This is a genomic window from Bacillus sp. Leaf49 (assembly GCF_001426125.1).
Lineage (GTDB): Bacteria > Bacillota > Bacilli > Bacillales > Bacillaceae > Bacillus > Bacillus altitudinis.
In genome coordinates this window covers 14,585-30,776 of the sequence record NZ_LMRK01000005.1, presented here as the reverse complement: position 1 = coordinate 30,776, position 16,192 = coordinate 14,585, and the positions used below count along the sequence as shown (strand labels likewise).

The following is a 16,192-nucleotide window of genomic DNA, read 5'->3' as shown; positions in this document are numbered from 1 at the left end:
ATGTAGGTTAGTTCGTGTTTGTTCGTCTGAATAAAAGAAAATTGAATCTGGGTGATAAAATGACAAACCATGAAGCTTGGATTGATCAACTCATAAAACAATTAAGGACAAGACCGGCCCGTAATGCCAGTACAAAAATGAGGCAGATCGATTTAGCAAGGTTGATCGGTGTAGATACTAGAACTGTACAGTTATGGGAAAACGGTGACCGTATGCCAAGTGTAACGAACTTAAAAAAGCTCATTTATACCTTTTTGATAGAAGAAAAGTTTATAGAGGGTCAAGAAAAACAAGAAGCTCAACACCTTTGGGGAGCAGCAAAACGAGCGTTTGAGGCAAATTCTTTATCAAACCGCTCCTTTCCTTCATTCGATGATGTTTGGTTTGATCATCTGCTCACTCAGCCTGAGATAAGTGATCTGAACCTGATTGACACGCCAACGGAGACTTTACATACAGCTTCATTACAAACTGTGATGGGAAAAAGAATGGACCACTTTATCGGCAGAAACAAGGAAATAGAGGATCTACATCGTTTTCTAGCGACGCCTCAATGTGTAACGATTGTAGGTCCTGGAGGAATTGGCAAGACATCTTTAGCGATGAAAACAGCACAAACTCTGTCAAATCTATATGAAGATGGTATGTATGTATTGGAGCTCTCCTCACTTCAAGATGCAGCTTTATTCACACATTTCCTTTATTCACAGCTTGAAATAAAAGAAAGATCCAATCAGCCAGAATTACAATCAATCCTCGAGTTTATCGGGCATAAGAAACTATTGTTCATTTTTGATAATTGTGAACACCTGATTCAAAAATGTGCGGAACTCATTGATCAGCTTCTGTCTGCTGCACCAAATATCAGTATTATCGCAACGAGCCAGGAGCCGTTAAATATTCAGGGAGAGCGGGTATATCGGCTTTCTCCATTAACAAAACCAAAGAAAGATGAAAGCTATCAGATGGAACATCTACTAGAATTTGAAGCGGTTCGTCTTTTTATTGAACGTGCGAAATCCATTGTTCCTGATCTCGTTATCTCTCAACACAATATACAACTCATCGCTGATATATGTACTAGGCTGGACGGGATACCATTAGCTATTGAATTAGCTGCTTCCCGTCTGAATATTTTGACACTAGAACAGATCCTAGAGAGGTTAGATCAATTGCTCTCCTTCCTAACACAAGGAAAACGAACGGCAGCCCCGCGTCAACAGACTTTAAAGGCTGCGATTGAATGGAGTTATCAATTGCTGACACAAGAGGAGCAAAAATTACTTAGAAAAATAAGTGTGTTTGTAGGTAGTTTTACTTTAGAGGCCGTTGAAGAGGTTTGCGGATCATCTTCTCTAATAGAGGGAAAGAGTGACGAAGTGTTACATTTGGTTTCTAGCTTAGTGAATAAGTCATTGCTTTCGATTGAACAGTCAATTGACGGTCGTCGAGTGAGGTACTTTTTATTAGAAGGAATTAAACAATATGCACAAGAGCAGTTCAATGCATTAGAAAGTGAGGAATGTAGAAAAGTCATTCGTTTTCAATATGTGACGTACTATCAACAGTTTGTTCTTGAAATGGATAAGAAGTTTAGAACATCAAGCCGAGATATTATTCTAGCATCCATCAGAGATGAATATGCTCATGTTCTTCATATCCTCACATCCTGCTATGCACAGACTAATGAACAAGAGAAGAGAATAGGTTTGAGTATAATTGGGGCGATGTATTGGTTTTGGGTGCATGAAGGCAGCACAGATGAAGGAGCCCTTTGGTTTGAGCGTTTTCTTAGTGTACTGCCAGCAGGTGATGGGCATGATTCATTGCTGGCAAAAGTATATCATGGACAAGGCGTCCTGCTCTTTATTTTGGGGCAGGATCATCAGTCACTGATCAGTGCATCTAAAAGTTTAAAAATAGCCCGGAAATATAAAATGTCTTCTTATATTTCATCTTCTCTGCGCTTAATGACCTATATATCTTTAAAGACTCACTCCTTAGAGACAGCCGAACGTTATATTAAAGAAAGCATAGAGGTAGCTACAAGGGCAAAGGATGTATGGAATATAGCTAGTTCTTATAATGCGTATGGTTTGATTCAAATGAAGCAAGGAAATGATGAGCAAGCAGCTAAACTGTTCAAGAGCAGTATTGAGTACTTTGAAGAAGTAAACGATAAGTGGGAGCTGTCAGCACCATATGAGAACCTAGGTTATCTAGCTTTGAAACAAGGTCATACTAAACAATCTATTTTGTATTTTAAAAAGGTCCTGATGCTGGGATTAATGTATCAAGGTGCGTGGATTTTCACTCGTGGATTAATAGGAATCATTCTTTCATTAGTGGCAAGACAATGCTATCACGAAGCAAGTATCATGATTGGCGTGTTTCAAAAAATAAATAGAGCTTCATTTCAACAGCCTGTGACTGAAGATTATCAACAGGCACTCATTCTTATCAGACAGAACCATGATCACCATCTGATAGAAGAAGCAGTAAGGTATGGGGAACAGCTTCATAAGGAGGAGCTCATCACATGGTTGGTTGAATATGAGAATAAGACAAAGGGCTAAAATAAAGATCATTTAGCCCTTCATCAAATATCTGAAAAGGTCATTGTCTAAGGCCTTTTTTGTATGCTATTTCATGTTTTACTGTGGCTGGGCAATGTCAACTAGGCACTCCACAAACTCTTTCTTTCGCGAGTAGAAAGGAAAATGATCAGCATCAAGGGTATAAATACGTTCAAAAGATCTAGTGGCATACATCTGTCTTTGCAAGTCAATCGGAATGGAGCGGTCTTTTGTTGTTTCAATATATACGCTAGGCACATGTCCAAAGCGTATATTTGTTAGAGAGACCTTATCTTCAAAAGGCTGAACAGGCTGTGGGCGTATATTCCTTTTGAACAATCGCAGATCTTCCTCCGAACTTTCGTTGAGCATATTCTCTGCAATGAATTCTTCTATTAATGTAAGGGTCTGATCCTTTTCGTTCAACGCTGCTTTAGGACCACCTGATGCAATATCACTGACGGCTTGTCCATTCTCTGGGACAAAGGCGCAGACGTATACAAGTTTTTTGATCTTCTCTGGTATTTCCTCTGCTGCTTGTGATATGACCATTCCGCTCATACTGTGTCCTACTAAAATGACAGGCTGGTCTATTTTTTCAATTGCTGAAACAACTTTTTTTACATAGCTTTTTAGTGATACGTCCTGTGGAGGCGTAACATCTTCGCCGCTGCCAGGTAAATCAATAGCAACTACTTTATGACCTTTTTGTTGAAGAGCAGGTGTTATTTGGTCCCAGCACCAGCCACCTTGAAATGCACCATGAACGAATAGGAATGTATTCAATGAGATCACCTCTATTGTTTGATGTAACTATTATAGTTACACTTAGAGATCCAGTCAAATGATATCGATTAAAAAAGAATGATTGACAAAGCGGACAGTTGTCCGTAAGATAATACCGTTACAATTGTCCTAAAGAGAAGCAAAGAAATTTGATTTACACATAGAGATACGTGCAATGTGGATGAAGGTAAAGAAGGTGAACATGGTGGAAAAGGATATTGGGGAGGAAATTGAAGAGATCGCTTTCTCCTTGTTTCAAGAATTTGGTGTAGAAAATGTCAGTATGCATAAAATTGCGAAAACAGCTGGTGTTGGGCAGGGTACTCTTTACCGCCGCTACGCCAATAAAAGTGATTTGTGCCTTTCTATCCTTGGGGAGAGATTTGAACAGCTGATTCCAGCTTTGCATCTTTACTTGAGCAAAATAAGTGATCAGCCGGTTCGTGAACGTTTGCGCTATGTTCTCGAAGAAATTCATCTGATCGTCGGTCACCATTTAGACTGGATTCGGATGCTCACAATCTCTGGGAATTTAGAGCAGACAAGTAAAGTGTATGAGAGTCATTACAGTCAATCACTTAGACAAATCATTCGTGATTTGCTTGAAGAAGCGAGAGAAAAGGGAGAAGCAAACATACAGGATATAGAACTGACAACGTTATGTATGTCCTCTCCAATGACGCCTGAGCTCATGTTTTATATACATGAATCTGGCTATTCAATCGAAAAAATTGCTCAATTTGCTGCAGAAAAACAGATTTTATCCGTCTTTCAATAGACAATAAAGTGGCTCATTTCTGACCACCCTGACTTCCTAAGGTTCATCTAAACTCAAAAAGAAAAGGAGCCAACTTAATATGAACAAACAGAAAGCAGCAGCTTCTGAAATTCGAACGCTGCCCATTATTATTTCTTTTATCACTGCTGGATTTATTGGCCTGTTCAGTGAAACGGCATTAAACATGGCGCTGAGAAGTTTAACGTTAGACTTTGGAATTGAAGCGACGACTGCTCAGTGGCTGACAACAGGATATTTATTAACACTTGGTATTCTCGTACCGATTTCAGGACTCATTCTTCAATGGTTTACGACAAGACAGCTTTTCATTACATCGCTCGTCTTTTCAATCATCGGAACATTTATTGCGGCGGTTGCGCCGGTCTTTAGTATTTTAATGGTAGCACGTGTCGTGCAGGCAGTCGGCACAGCATTGCTTCTGCCATTGATGTTTAATACGATTTTGGTCATCATTCCACCTCATAAACGAGGCAGATCAATGGGGATTATTGGTCTTGTGATCATGTTTGCACCAGCTGTCGGCCCGACCGTCTCTGGTCTTATTCTGAAATCGTTGACGTGGCATTGGATTTTCTGGATTTCACTTCCTTTATTAATTGCTGCACTCGTATTTGGTTATATCTTTATGCAAAATATTACAGAACCAACAAAACCGAAAATCGACATCTTATCGATTGTTCTTTCAACCATTGGTTTCGGCGGAATTGTGTATGGCTTTAGCAGTGCCGGAGAAGGCGGCGGCTGGAGCAGTATGCATGTCATCGTTGCGATTGTAGTTGGTGTTATAGGGATTCTCGTGTTCTCCTTAAGACAGTTGAACATGAAAGAACCAATGCTGAACTTAAGCCCGTTTAAATATCCGATGTTTGTCATTGGGTTACTTCTGATTTTAGTGTGTATGATGGTGATGCTGTCTGCTATGATGATTTTGCCATTGTATCTGCAAACGTCCTTGGCGCTTTCTACATTTACAGCAGGTTTAATGCTATTGCCAGGTGGAATTATCAACGGACTGTTATCTCCAATCATGGGTGGTCTATTTGATAAATTTGGTCCAAAATGGCTTGTCATTCCAGGTCTTGTCATTGTCGCAGCGACGATGTTTGGCTTTACGAATCTAAGTGTGAATACGTCGATTGGATTCATTGTAACCCTTCATATTGCATTAATGATAGGAATTGCGATGATCATGATGCCTGCCCAAACAAATGGATTGAATCAGCTGCCGCCAGAGCTATATCCGCACGGTACAGCGATTATGAATACATTGCAGCAAGTATCAGGAGCGATTGGGACTGCAGTTGGTATCTCGATCCTTTCATCAGGAGCTCGCAGCTTTATGGAAAATGTGGCTGATCCCGCAAATCCAGTCAATCAGCTGCTCGCCTTTACAAATGGCGTCCAGCATGCCTTTATCTTTGCTGTCATTATGACAGTGATTGGCTTGGTGATTGCTTTCTTTATTAAACGAGTGAAAGTAGAACAACAAGTATCATAATATATGAAAAGCACTGAGGACTTAGCGCCGCAGTGCTTTTTTTATTTATTCATAGGGGGAATGTTTGTTTCAAAGGAGCTGAAAATGGGGAGATAGATAAAAAGCAACGACTCTCTGACGACATTGAAGGAAAAGGCGAAATTCGTAACGAATGGATAGAGATAAAAGAATAAGATAGGAGCTGAGATCATGAACTTAGACGAACAAATCAAAATGGCTGAGTCATTACGTCAACCAGCTGAAGATTCATTAGCTGGCCAATCAGAACTAAAGCCAGTCCACCCTCCTGAAGTGAACAAAATGGAATATGATATCCCAACGGGTGCTGGTGAAACAAAGGTGTGGGTATTTAAACCTGTGAAAACATTGAAACAACCCCTTCCTGTTTTCGTGAATTTGCATGGGGGCGGTTTTATCCTTGGAAGTGCTGAAATGGATAATCATTGGTGTCCGGTCATAGCAGATCGTGCGGAGTGTATCGTCGTCAATGTGGAGTATCAGCTGGCACCGGAGCACCCTTTCCCGGCCGCTCTTCATGAATGCTACGATGTGATGAAATGGTTATATGAACATCCTGAAGAACTACAAATAGACCCAAATCGATTAGCCATTGGCGGACATAGTGCAGGTGGGAATTTGGCAACAGCGGTTTGTTTGCTTGATATCCAAAAAGGGAACAAACTTCCGATTGTCTATCAAGTGCTTGATTATCCGCCGCTTGATTTGGCTACTGATCCAGCACAAAAGCCAGCGTTTGAAGAAGCAATTCCAGTGGAAATGGCGAGACTGTTTAATGCCTTCTACCTGCAAGGTCAAGATCCGCACAATCCGCTCGTTTCTCCAGTCTTTGCAGAGAGAGAAGTGTTAGCACAAATGCCCCCAGCTCTTGTTATCACAGCTGAGAAAGATTCACTAGCTGAAGAAGCTGAGCATTATGCGGACAAGTTAAAAGAAGCAGGGGTAGATGTCACATACAAACAATTTAAAGGAGTCCCTCATGCGTTCACTCATGCCGGAGACTTAGAGATAGCTGAAGAGGCTTGGCATCTGATGAGCGATCAGCTTAAGAAGGCGTTTGAATAAGAAATATTCGGATATCAGTAAAAAGCACAGACTTTTTTTCTGTGCTTTTTTTGTGTTCTTGCTGACGTCTTGAAAAGAAGTGTAGATACAACAATCGCAGTAGTCGATATAATAGTAAGATAGAAGACATCTAAAAAGGAGCTAATAGAATGAAAAAAGAGACACTACAGGCATTTTGTCTTTCTTTACAAGGAGCAACCCACGACTATCAACCTGAGTGGCAGGCAGATCGTTATCATATAGGTGGAAAGATGTTCGCCATGATGGGGGGAGACGTCGATCGCAAGCCAGTTATCACTTTAAAATGTGATCCGCAACGTGCTGAAGAATTAAGAGAAATGCATGAAGGAATTATTCCCGGCTATTACATGAATAAGACGCATTGGAATTCTATTTATCTTGATGCAGATATTCCATCTTCATTTGTCGAAGAGCTAATTGAACATTCCTATCAACTGGTTTTTCACAAATTAACAAAAAAAGCTCAGCAGGCTATCCTCCAACATAATTCAAAAGAAACCGATTAAATGCTGAACGTTCAGTTGTTCATGTCTCTTTGAATCTCTTCAAAATTGACTAGAGTCACATGCTCTCGCTATACTTTAAACAGCTAGAAGATACGAATAGGGGGATATACAATGGGCTATACAGTCATTACAGGGGCAAGTTCAGGTATTGGATATGAAACGGCTTTGGCCTTTGCAGCAAGAGGAAAAAATCTGATCTTAGCTGCACGCCGGCTTGATAAACTCCAAGAACTGAAAGAAAAGATTCTAGAAACATATCCCGATATTCAAGTGAAAGTCCAGTCTGTTGATTTAACAGACAGAGAGCAAGTGTATTCTTTCTATGAGTCATTAGCTGGTGATGAGCTGGATACGTTCATTAATAATGCTGGGTTTGGCCATTTTGGTTCAATAGGAGAGCAGGATGTGAAAAAAATTGGGGACATGCTTCATCTCAATATTGAAGCGTTAACAATTTTATCCACTCTGTTTGTCCGTGATTATGAGCAAAAAGAGGGGACGCAGCTAATCAATATCTCTTCAAGAGCGGGTTATACCGTCGTCGGCAATGCTGTCACTTATTCAGCCACGAAATTTTATGTGAGCGCCTTTACAGAAGGGCTGGCCCTAGAATTGAAAGAAAAAGGAGCCAAATTACAGGCAAAAGTATTAGCGCCTGCTGCGACAGAATCAGAATTTGCAAAGCGTTCATTAGATGTCGATCAATTCGAATATGAAGGCACTATTAAGAAATATCACACATCAAAAGAAATGGCAGCGTGCTTGCTTGAGCTTTACGACAGTTCAAAAACAGTTGGTATCGTTGATGGGAAGACATTTGATTTTGAATTGAAGGACCCCATCTTTTCACACGCTGGCACAAGCATGAAATAAAAAGTTCCAATCAATGAGATAGATTCTCTTAGCGATCAGCAGGTCACCGAGCCGAAAGAGGTCTTGGATAATGTGGAGCACTGTCAACACATACTAGAATAGATAAAAACACCTACACATTAGGTGTTTTTTTATGCATTCTTTGATGAATGAAAGAATCGCAGGTCCAGTAGATGAGACTGCTGACAATTATGATCGGAAGGGATGTTGAGCTCTCAATTCCATCCATAACAAAAAGCATGACAATCATTGCTATCAGTAAGTAAGCCGCTAAATAAAGAGGATGAAAAGCCTTGGGCTGTAAAGAAAACAACAACTGTAAAGGTACCGCAAAGATGAAATAATAAACAAAAAAGATAGGAGTGTAAAGCATCATAAACGCAGGCTCGCCCTGAATCGGTGGATATAAACATACGAACAAGCTGAGTAAAATGGAACTGAAGAATAGTGTGAGTAGGATTTTGTAAAATGGTTGAACGGAACGCACTGTATGTACTCCTTTTTTGTAAGATTTCCTACATTTTATCATAAATGGGTTGAGAACAACTTCTGAATTCAATTTAGGTATTATGGTATAAATAAATTTTGATAATAGTGCCCTTTTTCCTTTATTTGGTTCTGTGACTTTCACCTCATGCTGATGAATGAAGGAATGGTATAAAGTAAACCCTATAGACAGATAATTATTCATCACATTTAAGAAAAGAGATGATCTTATGAACGTAACAAAATGGTTTGGTGCTGCCCTTCTTTCTGTTTCACTATTGGTGACCGCAGCTTGTGCGAACGATAGCACTCAAGAGAATAATCAAAGTAATCAAGAAAGCACTACCAGTGAAACAAAAGAAAAAAACACGGCTGTTGAGACAGGGAATAAATCTTTATCCAATATTAAGGTGCTGGCAACAGGCGGAACGATTGCCGGTAGTTCAGACAGCAATACAGATACGACTGGATATAAATCTGGTGCACTTGGAATCGATAAAGTCATTGCTTCCGTACCACAGCTGAAGGATATTGCAAATGTCACGGGTGAGCAAGTAGCGAACGTCGGCAGTGAAAATGTGGATAACGCTCTGCTTTTAAAATTAGCGAAACGAGTCAATCAGCTTTTAAATGATGATCAAGTGGATGGCATTGTGGTGACACATGGTACAGATACATTAGAAGAAACGGCCTATTTTTTACATTTGGTTGTAAAAAGTGATAAGCCAGTGGTGGTTGTGGGTTCAATGAGGCCGGCATCTGCCATTAGTGCGGATGGCCCGCTTAACCTGTATCATGCAGTGAAAATTGCTTCGACAAAAGAAGCCAAAGGCAAAGGTGTAATGGTGACATTAAATGACCGAATTGCCTCTGCTCGTTTTATTACGAAGACAAATACCACCACAACCGATTCGTTCAAGTCTCTTGAGCAAGGGTACATTGGAGAAGTGGCGGGTGAAGTTGTCTCTTTCTATAACGAACCGACAAGAAAACATACAGCTGACAGTGAATTCGATATTTCCAAGCTAAAAGAGCTGCCGCAAGTGGATATCTTATACGGCTATCAAAATGATCAAAAGTATGTGTATGATGCTGCGGTTAAAGAAGGAGCGGAAGGCATTGTCGTTGCCGCCGCAGGAAATGGAACGATGTCAACAGAAGCGATCAATGGGGCAACAGATGCAGTGAAGAAAGACGTGGTGATCGTGAGGTCAAGCCGTGCAGGAAATGGCATTGTCACACATGAAAAAATGGATGATGAACATCATTTTGTCTCATCGGATTCATTAAATCCACAAAAAGCACGCATTTTACTCATGCTGGCTCTGACGAAAACAAAAGATCCAGATAAAATTCAATCCTATTACGAGCAGTATTAAAAAGAAGAAGACCCGACGTATCATTGGGTCTTTTTTTATATGTGTACCTGATCTTCAGCCCGTTTTTTTAAAGAGAGTAAAATGTCTCTCCAAACATCATCTATATCAGTCAGAAAATGTCCTGCTTGCTCGATATAGTGCGTTTTGGCGTTTGGAATGTTGGGAGCAATGCTTTCTATCTCTTCAAAAGGGGCCATCTGATCCTCTTTTCCATGCCAGACATCCACAGGGATTTGTATATCTTTCATATCGAATTTCCATGACCGTGAGAGTAAATCTGGTTCATGAATACATTCATCAACCGATTGACGAGTAGCTTCGTATAAATGCCGCATCATCAGCTCCAGTTGCTCATCGGTTTGAAGAAATTGCCGATCCGATGGATGTAAATGTTTGTTCCCTTTTTTCGTTAGTTTCTTGAATTTCTCTGGTTTCTTTTCAATGAGTTTTTTCTGAGCGCGATAGCTTGCCTTTAAGAGCCAAGGCATTCTTTTACTGAGGAAAAAGGCAATCTTGTTCTCCTTTAGCATACTTTTAGGCGGTTTACCATCCTGAAATGGGGTGGTACTTGAGACGAGAGCAGCTGAAAGAATGCGGTCTGGCAATTGATAGGCACAACCAGCAGCGAATGCCCCGCCTCCAGAGACACCAATCACTGAAAAATGGGAGATGTCAAGATGATCGGCCACTTCCTGTACGTCTTTTGCCCAGTCTAAAATAGTGCGGTTCGGTTGCGGATCAGATAAACCAAAACCAGGTCTGTCTAAAGAAATGAGACGAATGCCAAGCTCTTTTGAGATTGGATCATCATCTAAAAACATCACTCTCGATCCAGGTGTCCCATGAAAAAAGAATACTGGGAATCCTTCAAGATCACCGTATTGAGACAAACCAATATGACGTCCATCTTGCAAATGAATCCTGTCCATTTGATCATCCCTTTCATCGTTTATCTAACTTACATATTCATGCATGAAACGCCGGGTTAAGGCGTTTCTTTCGCAATTTGATAGATTTTTTCGTAAAGCGATAATAATGTTTTTAGATCTTCTTTTGAAAGCTGGGCATAGTATTTTTGAATAAGATGCAGCTGAATTTTTTCAATATCTTTATGATAGTCATGGCCCTTTTGAGCAAAATCAACAATGATTTCTCTACGGTTATGTGGATTAATCTCTCTTTTCACATATCCAAGCTGTTCAAGCTTTGATATGAGCTGGCTAGCGGCACTAGATGAAATGGAGAAATAATCAGCCAGTTCATTGATTGTTCTCGTCTTCGACCGCAGCAATTCAAGGGTCAGTTCTTGTTTGCTTGTTAAATCTGCATACTCATTTTTTAAGAATCGTTGATACTCTTCTACATAGATAGAACCTAGTGCATTTGAGTACTCAATGATTTTTTTGCTGTAATGAATGATATCCTCATCCAATGACATCACCTCTTTTCTCCTATATTATATGCGATCTTAATATTTAAGTGAAGTTAAATGTTAAGAAAAATTAAATAAAAGAGGGATAGATGTGATGAGAAAATGACCTCTACCTCCACTTTCTCATCAACAACGGACAAAGAATACTTCCTGTTATCCCTAAGCATTCATAAAACATAGTTGGTTTGATTTTGAACATGTAGTAGGCTAAGGTGGCAATGAATAGATCATAAAAGAAAAACAAGTATACGTCCTTTTTGGTGATGGCATAAATGATCGTTTTGTTTGTTTTCACTGAGATTCACTCCTTAGGAAGTCGATGACTTTTTCATTGTATTATGGGCGATCTCCATTTATAATAAAAAAATAAACCAACTGGTCGGTTTTATATGTCCGTGTGAAGAAAAGCAAGGTAGAAGGGATTGTTCATAGATGACAAGTACACAAAGCGGGGCTGGAAAAAGTGAAAAGACGAAGCAGAAGATTGTCACCGCTTCACGTGATTTATTTGCGAAAAAAGGATATTCTGAAACATCCGTGCGAGATATTCTAGAGGCGGCTGAGATTAGTAAAGGCAACCTCTATCATCATTTTAAAGGAAAAGAGTTTTTGTTCCTTCATATTATGGAAGAGGATCATCGATTCATGATGGAGACGTGGCATGAAGAGAAACAAGCGCTGCACCGGGCCATTGATAAGCTCGCAGGGTTTGCAGAGCTACTTAGTCAAATGGGGATTAACTATCCTTTAATGAGAGCAAGTGAAGAATTCTGTGCCAGTGCATTTACATCAGATGAAGTCATGGAGCGGCTGAACAAGATTGATGTAGACTTTGATGATGTGATGAGAGACATCCTGCTTGAAGGAAACGAAGATGGCAGCTGGTCGATTCAGCATGTTGAATCAAAAGTGAAAATATTACTTTCTGTATTTTATGGATTAGACGTGTTATATAAAAATGACACGATGCAGCAGAAAAAGGAATTACAAAAAGAGGCGATCTCATTGTTTATTCACGGAATCAACCATCATGAGTAACAAGTGAGTCAGTAAAGGGGAAACAAACATCATGCAAAAACCGATTCGTGAGCAAAAAGCCGTACTTGTTATTTTATTAAGTAATATATTTATTGCGTTTTTAGGTATCGGTCTGATTATACCTGTCATGCCGCTCTTTATGAATGTCATGCATTTAACGGGCAGTACGATGGGATATCTTGTGGCGGCGTTTGCCGTTGCACAGCTTATCGCATCACCTATTGCGGGAAGATGGGTAGACCGATACGGAAGAAAGATCATGATTGTGTCAGGTCTTTTTCTATTCGCGTTATCAGAACTCGTTTTTGGCTTAGGAACACACGTATATGTTCTGTATTTTGCAAGGGTTCTTGGCGGCATTAGTGCAGCATTTATCATGCCGGCTGTCACCGCTTATGTCGCCGATATCACGACTGTTCAAGAAAGATCCAAGGCAATGGGGTATGTATCCGCTGCTATTAGTACCGGATTTATCATCGGCCCAGGAATTGGCGGATTTATTGCAGAATATGGCGTTCGCCTGCCGTTTTTCTTTGCAGCAGGGATTGCATTTATTGCTGTGATTTCATCTATGTTTATGCTGAAGGAACCATTAACAAAAGAAGAGCGAGAGAAACAAATGGATCATGTGAAAGAATCGACCTTCTTTAAAGACTTGAAAAAATCGATTCATCCAAGCTATCTCATCGCCTTCATCATTGTCTTTGTGCTGGCGTTTGGACTATCTGCATATGAAACGGTCTTTAGCTTGTTTACAAATCACAAGTTTGGATTTGGTCCGAAGGATATTGCGATTATCATTACCGTCAGTTCAATTGTAGCCGTCATCATCCAAGTCCTCGTGTTTGGTAAAATGGTGAATGCGCTTGGGGAGAAACGAGTTATTCAACTATGCTTGATTGTTGGAGCAGTTCTCGCTTTTGTTTCCACAGTCGTGTCAGGCTTTATGGTTGTGCTGATCGTGACGTGTGTGATTTTCCTTGCGTTCGATTTATTGCGCCCTGCCCTCACGACCTTCTTATCAAAAATCGCTGGCAATCAGCAAGGATTTGTCGCAGGTATGAACTCTACCTACACAAGCCTTGGTACGATTTTTGGCCCGGCACTTGGCGGCATATTATTCGATCAAAATATTCATTTCCCATTCCTGTTTGCAGGTGTTGTCTTATTTCTTGGGTTAGGCTTAACCCTTATTTGGAAGGGGAAGGCGACAGAAGAGGCATCAGCAGAATAATAGAAAAGAGACCTTTCAAATAAGGTCTCTTCAGCGTGTAGACAAACCCTCGCATTCGTTGTCAGTCCTGCCGCGCCAGTACTCGTCCTTCCTAGGGCTGCAAAGGTTTTCTATCACGCTGAAAAGAAGACAAAGGGCTAAAATAAAGTTCATTTTAGCCCTTTGTCAACAATCTGAAGAGACCTTTCAAATAAGGTCTCTTTTTTTAAGGCTGTGGCTTCAGGTGATTCAGTGCCTGCGCCAGTTTTTGATTTTGTTGCTTTTTGTAAAATAGAAAGGCGATGATATGGCCTACTAATGTGAGAAAGGCAATACCGATAAAATAAGGCATGATCCATTCGAGCAGTGCAGTCGAATATAAAGCGACGGCTCCTACTTGAAATCCTAAATTGACGACAGTGGAGATCAGAATGTTGATGGGTGCTGGAAAGGTAAAGTAGTTCCATAGTAAAGGATACATGACCCCAAAGACGATGCCTGCCAGAGTACCGATGGCAATGATGTGCCACACGTAATGAAAAGGGATAGAGGATGACCATTGAGTGATTGACAGGATGAGTGTCAGCCATACGATAGAGACAAAAGCTGTTTGCATAAATTGATGTTTTAGTTCCTTGATCATTTGAATCGCTCCTTTATATATTTGGCGTAATGACGACTGACGGTGTAGCTGTTTTTCGAGATGGTTTCGACCTCTAAGCGAGCGTACGTACCAGCGACAAAGCTGTCGACTTGCGCTAAATTGAGAATGACTGCATTGTTGATACGATAGAAATGTTCACGCTCTAACGACTTCAGATCCTTCAGCCGTTTACTGAGAAAATACGTCGTACCTTGAGTCGTGATCACCTTTGACAGATGTCCAAGCGCAGAGATCGCTTCAATTTGTTCTAATGGTAAAAGAGACTGCCGATCATTTTTTGGATCTTTGACCGTTAGAGATGTACTAGTCTCCAGCATTGTTGCCATCTTTTGTAAACGTTCTTGATTATGTGGATGGCTGATGACGTCTACTTCCGTCACATCCTTTTCTTGATTCCAGATCAAACGAAATTTCATCCATAAACCTCCTCTCACAATGAGCATAGCAATAGATGAAAGCGAATGCGATGGAATGTTGCTTTGATGCAGAAGAATTCTTTTTGTTGCAAAGATTCACTGCGAGTCTACGGCTTTCCTTTATAATGAAAAGATACTCGTTCGTGAATGGAGGAATGATGTTGTATCTTGTAGATCAACAAAGGACAGGAGCGGTAAAAGAGGAAATTCGGCGGATTGATCCTGCCTATCCAGTGTTCGTAGATGCGATACTCGATGGGGTGATACAAGGAGATTTATATGTGGATCACCGAGATCACCCGTGTGTCTATTTTGCAGGGACAACAACCGGCATTTATTATGTCGCAGGCAAGACAGAAGCAGCACTCTCATTATGTTCAACGTTCATTGTGGATGTTTATAAAAAGCAGAAAAGAGAGAACGGACGTTTCACTTTGTTTTCAGCAAATCCAGCATCAGATGAGATGATGAAAAAATGCTTCGGTTCCCAACTGAATGAAATGAAAAGACATGCGTATTCTTATGACTTGACCTCTCCAGATCTGATTGTGCCTGATCAAGACGAAATGATTAAACGCACGAATGAACAAGTCATTGCCGATAGCAAAGTATTCCCATCCAGCTATTATGAAGCATATTGGGGAGGAGTAGATCACTTTTTATCTAATGGCGTCGGAGTTGCCATCTTAAACGGTGAAGACGTGGTCAGTGAATGTATTTCTATTTTTTTAAGTGATAAACGTGTGGAAATCGATATTTGGACAGATGAAGCCTGCCGTGGAAAAGGATTGGCTTTGTTAGCAGCTCAGCAAATGATCAGCATCTGTGTTGAAAAAGGGAAGACACCGCATTGGGATTGCGATGTCCATCATGCAACCTCGGCCAAATTGGCAGAGAAGCTAGGTTTTCAGTGGACAAAGACGTATCGTTTATTTTATGCCTCACGCTGAAAAGGTTTTGAGATACCAAGCATCCATGGCAGAATGCTCTGAGCCTTCAATCGGTGCAGGAAGAAGAGAGAAGTCATACCGTTGATAAAGACCAGTAGCAGCTGTTAATTCACTGCGGGTTTCTAAATAACAAGCATCGTAGTATGTAGCAGCATATTGCAGGGCCGTATCCATCAGTTTCTTGCCCGCACCTTTGCCTTGTGCTTTTGGGCTTAAATAAAGCTTTTGCAGCTCACAAATGCCATCTGTGAAAGGGGCAATGCCAACGCCACCAACAATTTCACCATGTTCTTCGGCAATCCAATAGGCTGCATGAGTCAATGATTGATAGTATTCGAAAAGCTGATCAAGGTGTGGGTCTGTGTAGGCTGTACCTTCAATCGCAAGATTCGCTGATTCTAATGACTGGCGGATAATGGCCGCGATAAAAGGATTGTCCTGCTTTTGAATCGGTCTAATATTCATTGTAAAA

Annotated in this window: 16 protein-coding genes; 10 read left to right on the top strand and 6 right to left on the bottom strand. The window is 40.6% G+C overall.

Annotation, left to right across the window (positions count from 1 at the left end; translation table 11 throughout):
• The first annotated feature begins 59 nt into the window (after window positions 1-59).
• Complete coding sequence (locus ASG46_RS04710) at window positions 60-2,576, top strand: helix-turn-helix domain-containing protein (protein ID WP_175580542.1); 2,517 nt, start codon at window positions 60-62, stop codon at window positions 2,574-2,576.
• 78 nt (window positions 2,577-2,654) lie between these two features.
• Here the strand turns inward: ASG46_RS04710 and ASG46_RS04705 are convergent, their stop codons facing one another.
• The gene (locus ASG46_RS04705; RefSeq protein ID WP_235183623.1) at window positions 2,655-3,371 is read right to left on the bottom strand and encodes an alpha/beta fold hydrolase; all 717 of its coding nucleotides are present in this window, start codon (window positions 3,369-3,371) and stop codon (window positions 2,655-2,657) included.
• Between the two features lie 196 nt (window positions 3,372-3,567).
• Here ASG46_RS04705 and ASG46_RS04700 point away from each other — a divergent pair, with 196 nt between their 5' ends.
• From ASG46_RS04700 to ASG46_RS04670, 6 genes are all read left to right on the top strand, one after another.
• A complete protein-coding gene (locus ASG46_RS04700; protein WP_024425406.1) occupies window positions 3,568-4,140 on the top strand; it encodes a TetR/AcrR family transcriptional regulator in 573 nt (190 codons plus the stop codon).
• Between the two features lie 79 nt (window positions 4,141-4,219).
• Window positions 4,220-5,659, top strand: a complete 1,440-nt coding sequence (locus ASG46_RS04695) for a DHA2 family efflux MFS transporter permease subunit (RefSeq protein WP_056703442.1) — start codon at window positions 4,220-4,222, stop codon at window positions 5,657-5,659.
• A 189-nt stretch (window positions 5,660-5,848) separates the two neighbouring features.
• Window positions 5,849-6,742 (top strand): alpha/beta hydrolase, encoded by an 894-nt coding sequence (locus ASG46_RS04690; protein ID WP_025206804.1) that lies wholly within the window; start codon window positions 5,849-5,851, stop codon window positions 6,740-6,742.
• Between the two features lie 149 nt (window positions 6,743-6,891).
• Window positions 6,892-7,269, top strand: coding sequence for an MmcQ/YjbR family DNA-binding protein (locus ASG46_RS04685; protein WP_048001239.1), 378 nt, complete (start codon window positions 6,892-6,894; stop codon window positions 7,267-7,269).
• A 111-nt stretch (window positions 7,270-7,380) separates the two neighbouring features.
• Entirely contained in the window at window positions 7,381-8,142 is a 762-nt protein-coding gene (locus ASG46_RS04680) for an SDR family NAD(P)-dependent oxidoreductase (RefSeq protein ID WP_041507603.1), read from the top strand.
• A gap of 716 nt (window positions 8,143-8,858) precedes the next feature.
• Window positions 8,859-10,007 carry a type II asparaginase gene (locus ASG46_RS04670; RefSeq protein ID WP_056703439.1) on the top strand — a complete coding sequence of 383 codons (1,149 nt, stop codon included), beginning with the start codon at window positions 8,859-8,861 and terminating at the stop codon, window positions 10,005-10,007.
• A 35-nt stretch (window positions 10,008-10,042) separates the two neighbouring features.
• Here the strand turns inward: ASG46_RS04670 and ASG46_RS04665 are convergent, their stop codons facing one another.
• Together ASG46_RS04665 and ASG46_RS04660 are read right to left on the bottom strand one after the other, a co-directional pair.
• Complete coding sequence (locus ASG46_RS04665; RefSeq protein ID WP_056703435.1) at window positions 10,043-10,936, bottom strand: alpha/beta fold hydrolase; 894 nt, start codon at window positions 10,934-10,936, stop codon at window positions 10,043-10,045.
• A gap of 56 nt (window positions 10,937-10,992) precedes the next feature.
• A complete protein-coding gene (locus ASG46_RS04660) occupies window positions 10,993-11,445 on the bottom strand; it encodes a MarR family winged helix-turn-helix transcriptional regulator (protein ID WP_007496431.1) in 453 nt (150 codons plus the stop codon).
• Window positions 11,446-11,871: 426 nt separating this feature from the next.
• Between ASG46_RS04660 and ASG46_RS04650 the strand changes: the two genes are divergently transcribed.
• The gene (locus ASG46_RS04650; protein ID WP_046527100.1) at window positions 11,872-12,477 is read left to right on the top strand and encodes a TetR/AcrR family transcriptional regulator; all 606 of its coding nucleotides are present in this window, start codon (window positions 11,872-11,874) and stop codon (window positions 12,475-12,477) included.
• A 31-nt stretch (window positions 12,478-12,508) separates the two neighbouring features.
• Window positions 12,509-13,711: an MFS transporter gene (locus ASG46_RS04645; RefSeq protein ID WP_056703432.1), complete on the top strand. Its 1,203-nt coding sequence runs from the start codon at window positions 12,509-12,511 to the stop codon at window positions 13,709-13,711.
• Between the two features lie 205 nt (window positions 13,712-13,916).
• Here the strand turns inward: ASG46_RS04645 and ASG46_RS04640 are convergent, their stop codons facing one another.
• Complete coding sequence (locus tag ASG46_RS04640; protein ID WP_017366684.1) at window positions 13,917-14,333, bottom strand: hypothetical protein; 417 nt, start codon at window positions 14,331-14,333, stop codon at window positions 13,917-13,919.
• The gene (locus ASG46_RS04635) at window positions 14,330-14,770 is read right to left on the bottom strand and encodes a LytTR family DNA-binding domain-containing protein (protein WP_008346719.1); all 441 of its coding nucleotides are present in this window, start codon (window positions 14,768-14,770) and stop codon (window positions 14,330-14,332) included. The genes ASG46_RS04640 and ASG46_RS04635 overlap by 4 nt, the downstream gene beginning before the upstream one ends.
• A gap of 161 nt (window positions 14,771-14,931) precedes the next feature.
• Here ASG46_RS04635 and ASG46_RS04630 point away from each other — a divergent pair, with 161 nt between their 5' ends.
• A complete protein-coding gene (locus ASG46_RS04630; RefSeq protein WP_039956344.1) occupies window positions 14,932-15,720 on the top strand; it encodes a GNAT family N-acetyltransferase in 789 nt (262 codons plus the stop codon).
• Here ASG46_RS04630 and ASG46_RS04625 read toward each other — a convergent pair.
• A complete protein-coding gene (locus ASG46_RS04625) occupies window positions 15,712-16,185 on the bottom strand; it encodes a GNAT family N-acetyltransferase (RefSeq protein ID WP_008346715.1) in 474 nt (157 codons plus the stop codon). The two genes, ASG46_RS04630 and ASG46_RS04625, sit on opposite strands and share 9 nt — an antisense overlap.
• Window positions 16,186-16,192: the final 7 nt, after the last annotated feature.

Bases quoted from the DNA above. Each gene is read 5' to 3' on its own strand.
- ASG46_RS04710 (WP_175580542.1), top strand. From the start codon at position 60: ATGACAAACCATGAAGCTTGGATTGATCAACTCATAAAACAATTAAGG.
- ASG46_RS04695 (WP_056703442.1), top strand. From the start codon at position 4,220: ATGAACAAACAGAAAGCAGCAGCTTCTGAAATTCGAACGCTGCCCATT.
- ASG46_RS04690 (WP_025206804.1), top strand. From the start codon at position 5,849: ATGAACTTAGACGAACAAATCAAAATGGCTGAGTCATTACGTCAACCA.
- ASG46_RS04685 (WP_048001239.1), top strand. From the start codon at position 6,892: ATGAAAAAAGAGACACTACAGGCATTTTGTCTTTCTTTACAAGGAGCA.
- ASG46_RS04680 (WP_041507603.1), top strand. From the start codon at position 7,381: ATGGGCTATACAGTCATTACAGGGGCAAGTTCAGGTATTGGATATGAA.
- ASG46_RS04670 (WP_056703439.1), top strand. From the start codon at position 8,859: ATGAACGTAACAAAATGGTTTGGTGCTGCCCTTCTTTCTGTTTCACTA.
- ASG46_RS04665 (WP_056703435.1), bottom strand. From the start codon at position 10,936: ATGGACAGGATTCATTTGCAAGATGGACGTCATATTGGTTTGTCTCAA.
- ASG46_RS04660 (WP_007496431.1), bottom strand. From the start codon at position 11,445: ATGTCATTGGATGAGGATATCATTCATTACAGCAAAAAAATCATTGAG.
- ASG46_RS04650 (WP_046527100.1), top strand. From the start codon at position 11,872: ATGACAAGTACACAAAGCGGGGCTGGAAAAAGTGAAAAGACGAAGCAG.
- ASG46_RS04645 (WP_056703432.1), top strand. From the start codon at position 12,509: ATGCAAAAACCGATTCGTGAGCAAAAAGCCGTACTTGTTATTTTATTA.
- ASG46_RS04640 (WP_017366684.1), bottom strand. From the start codon at position 14,333: ATGATCAAGGAACTAAAACATCAATTTATGCAAACAGCTTTTGTCTCT.
- ASG46_RS04635 (WP_008346719.1), bottom strand. From the start codon at position 14,770: ATGAAATTTCGTTTGATCTGGAATCAAGAAAAGGATGTGACGGAAGTA.
- ASG46_RS04625 (WP_008346715.1), bottom strand. From the start codon at position 16,185: ATGAATATTAGACCGATTCAAAAGCAGGACAATCCTTTTATCGCGGCC.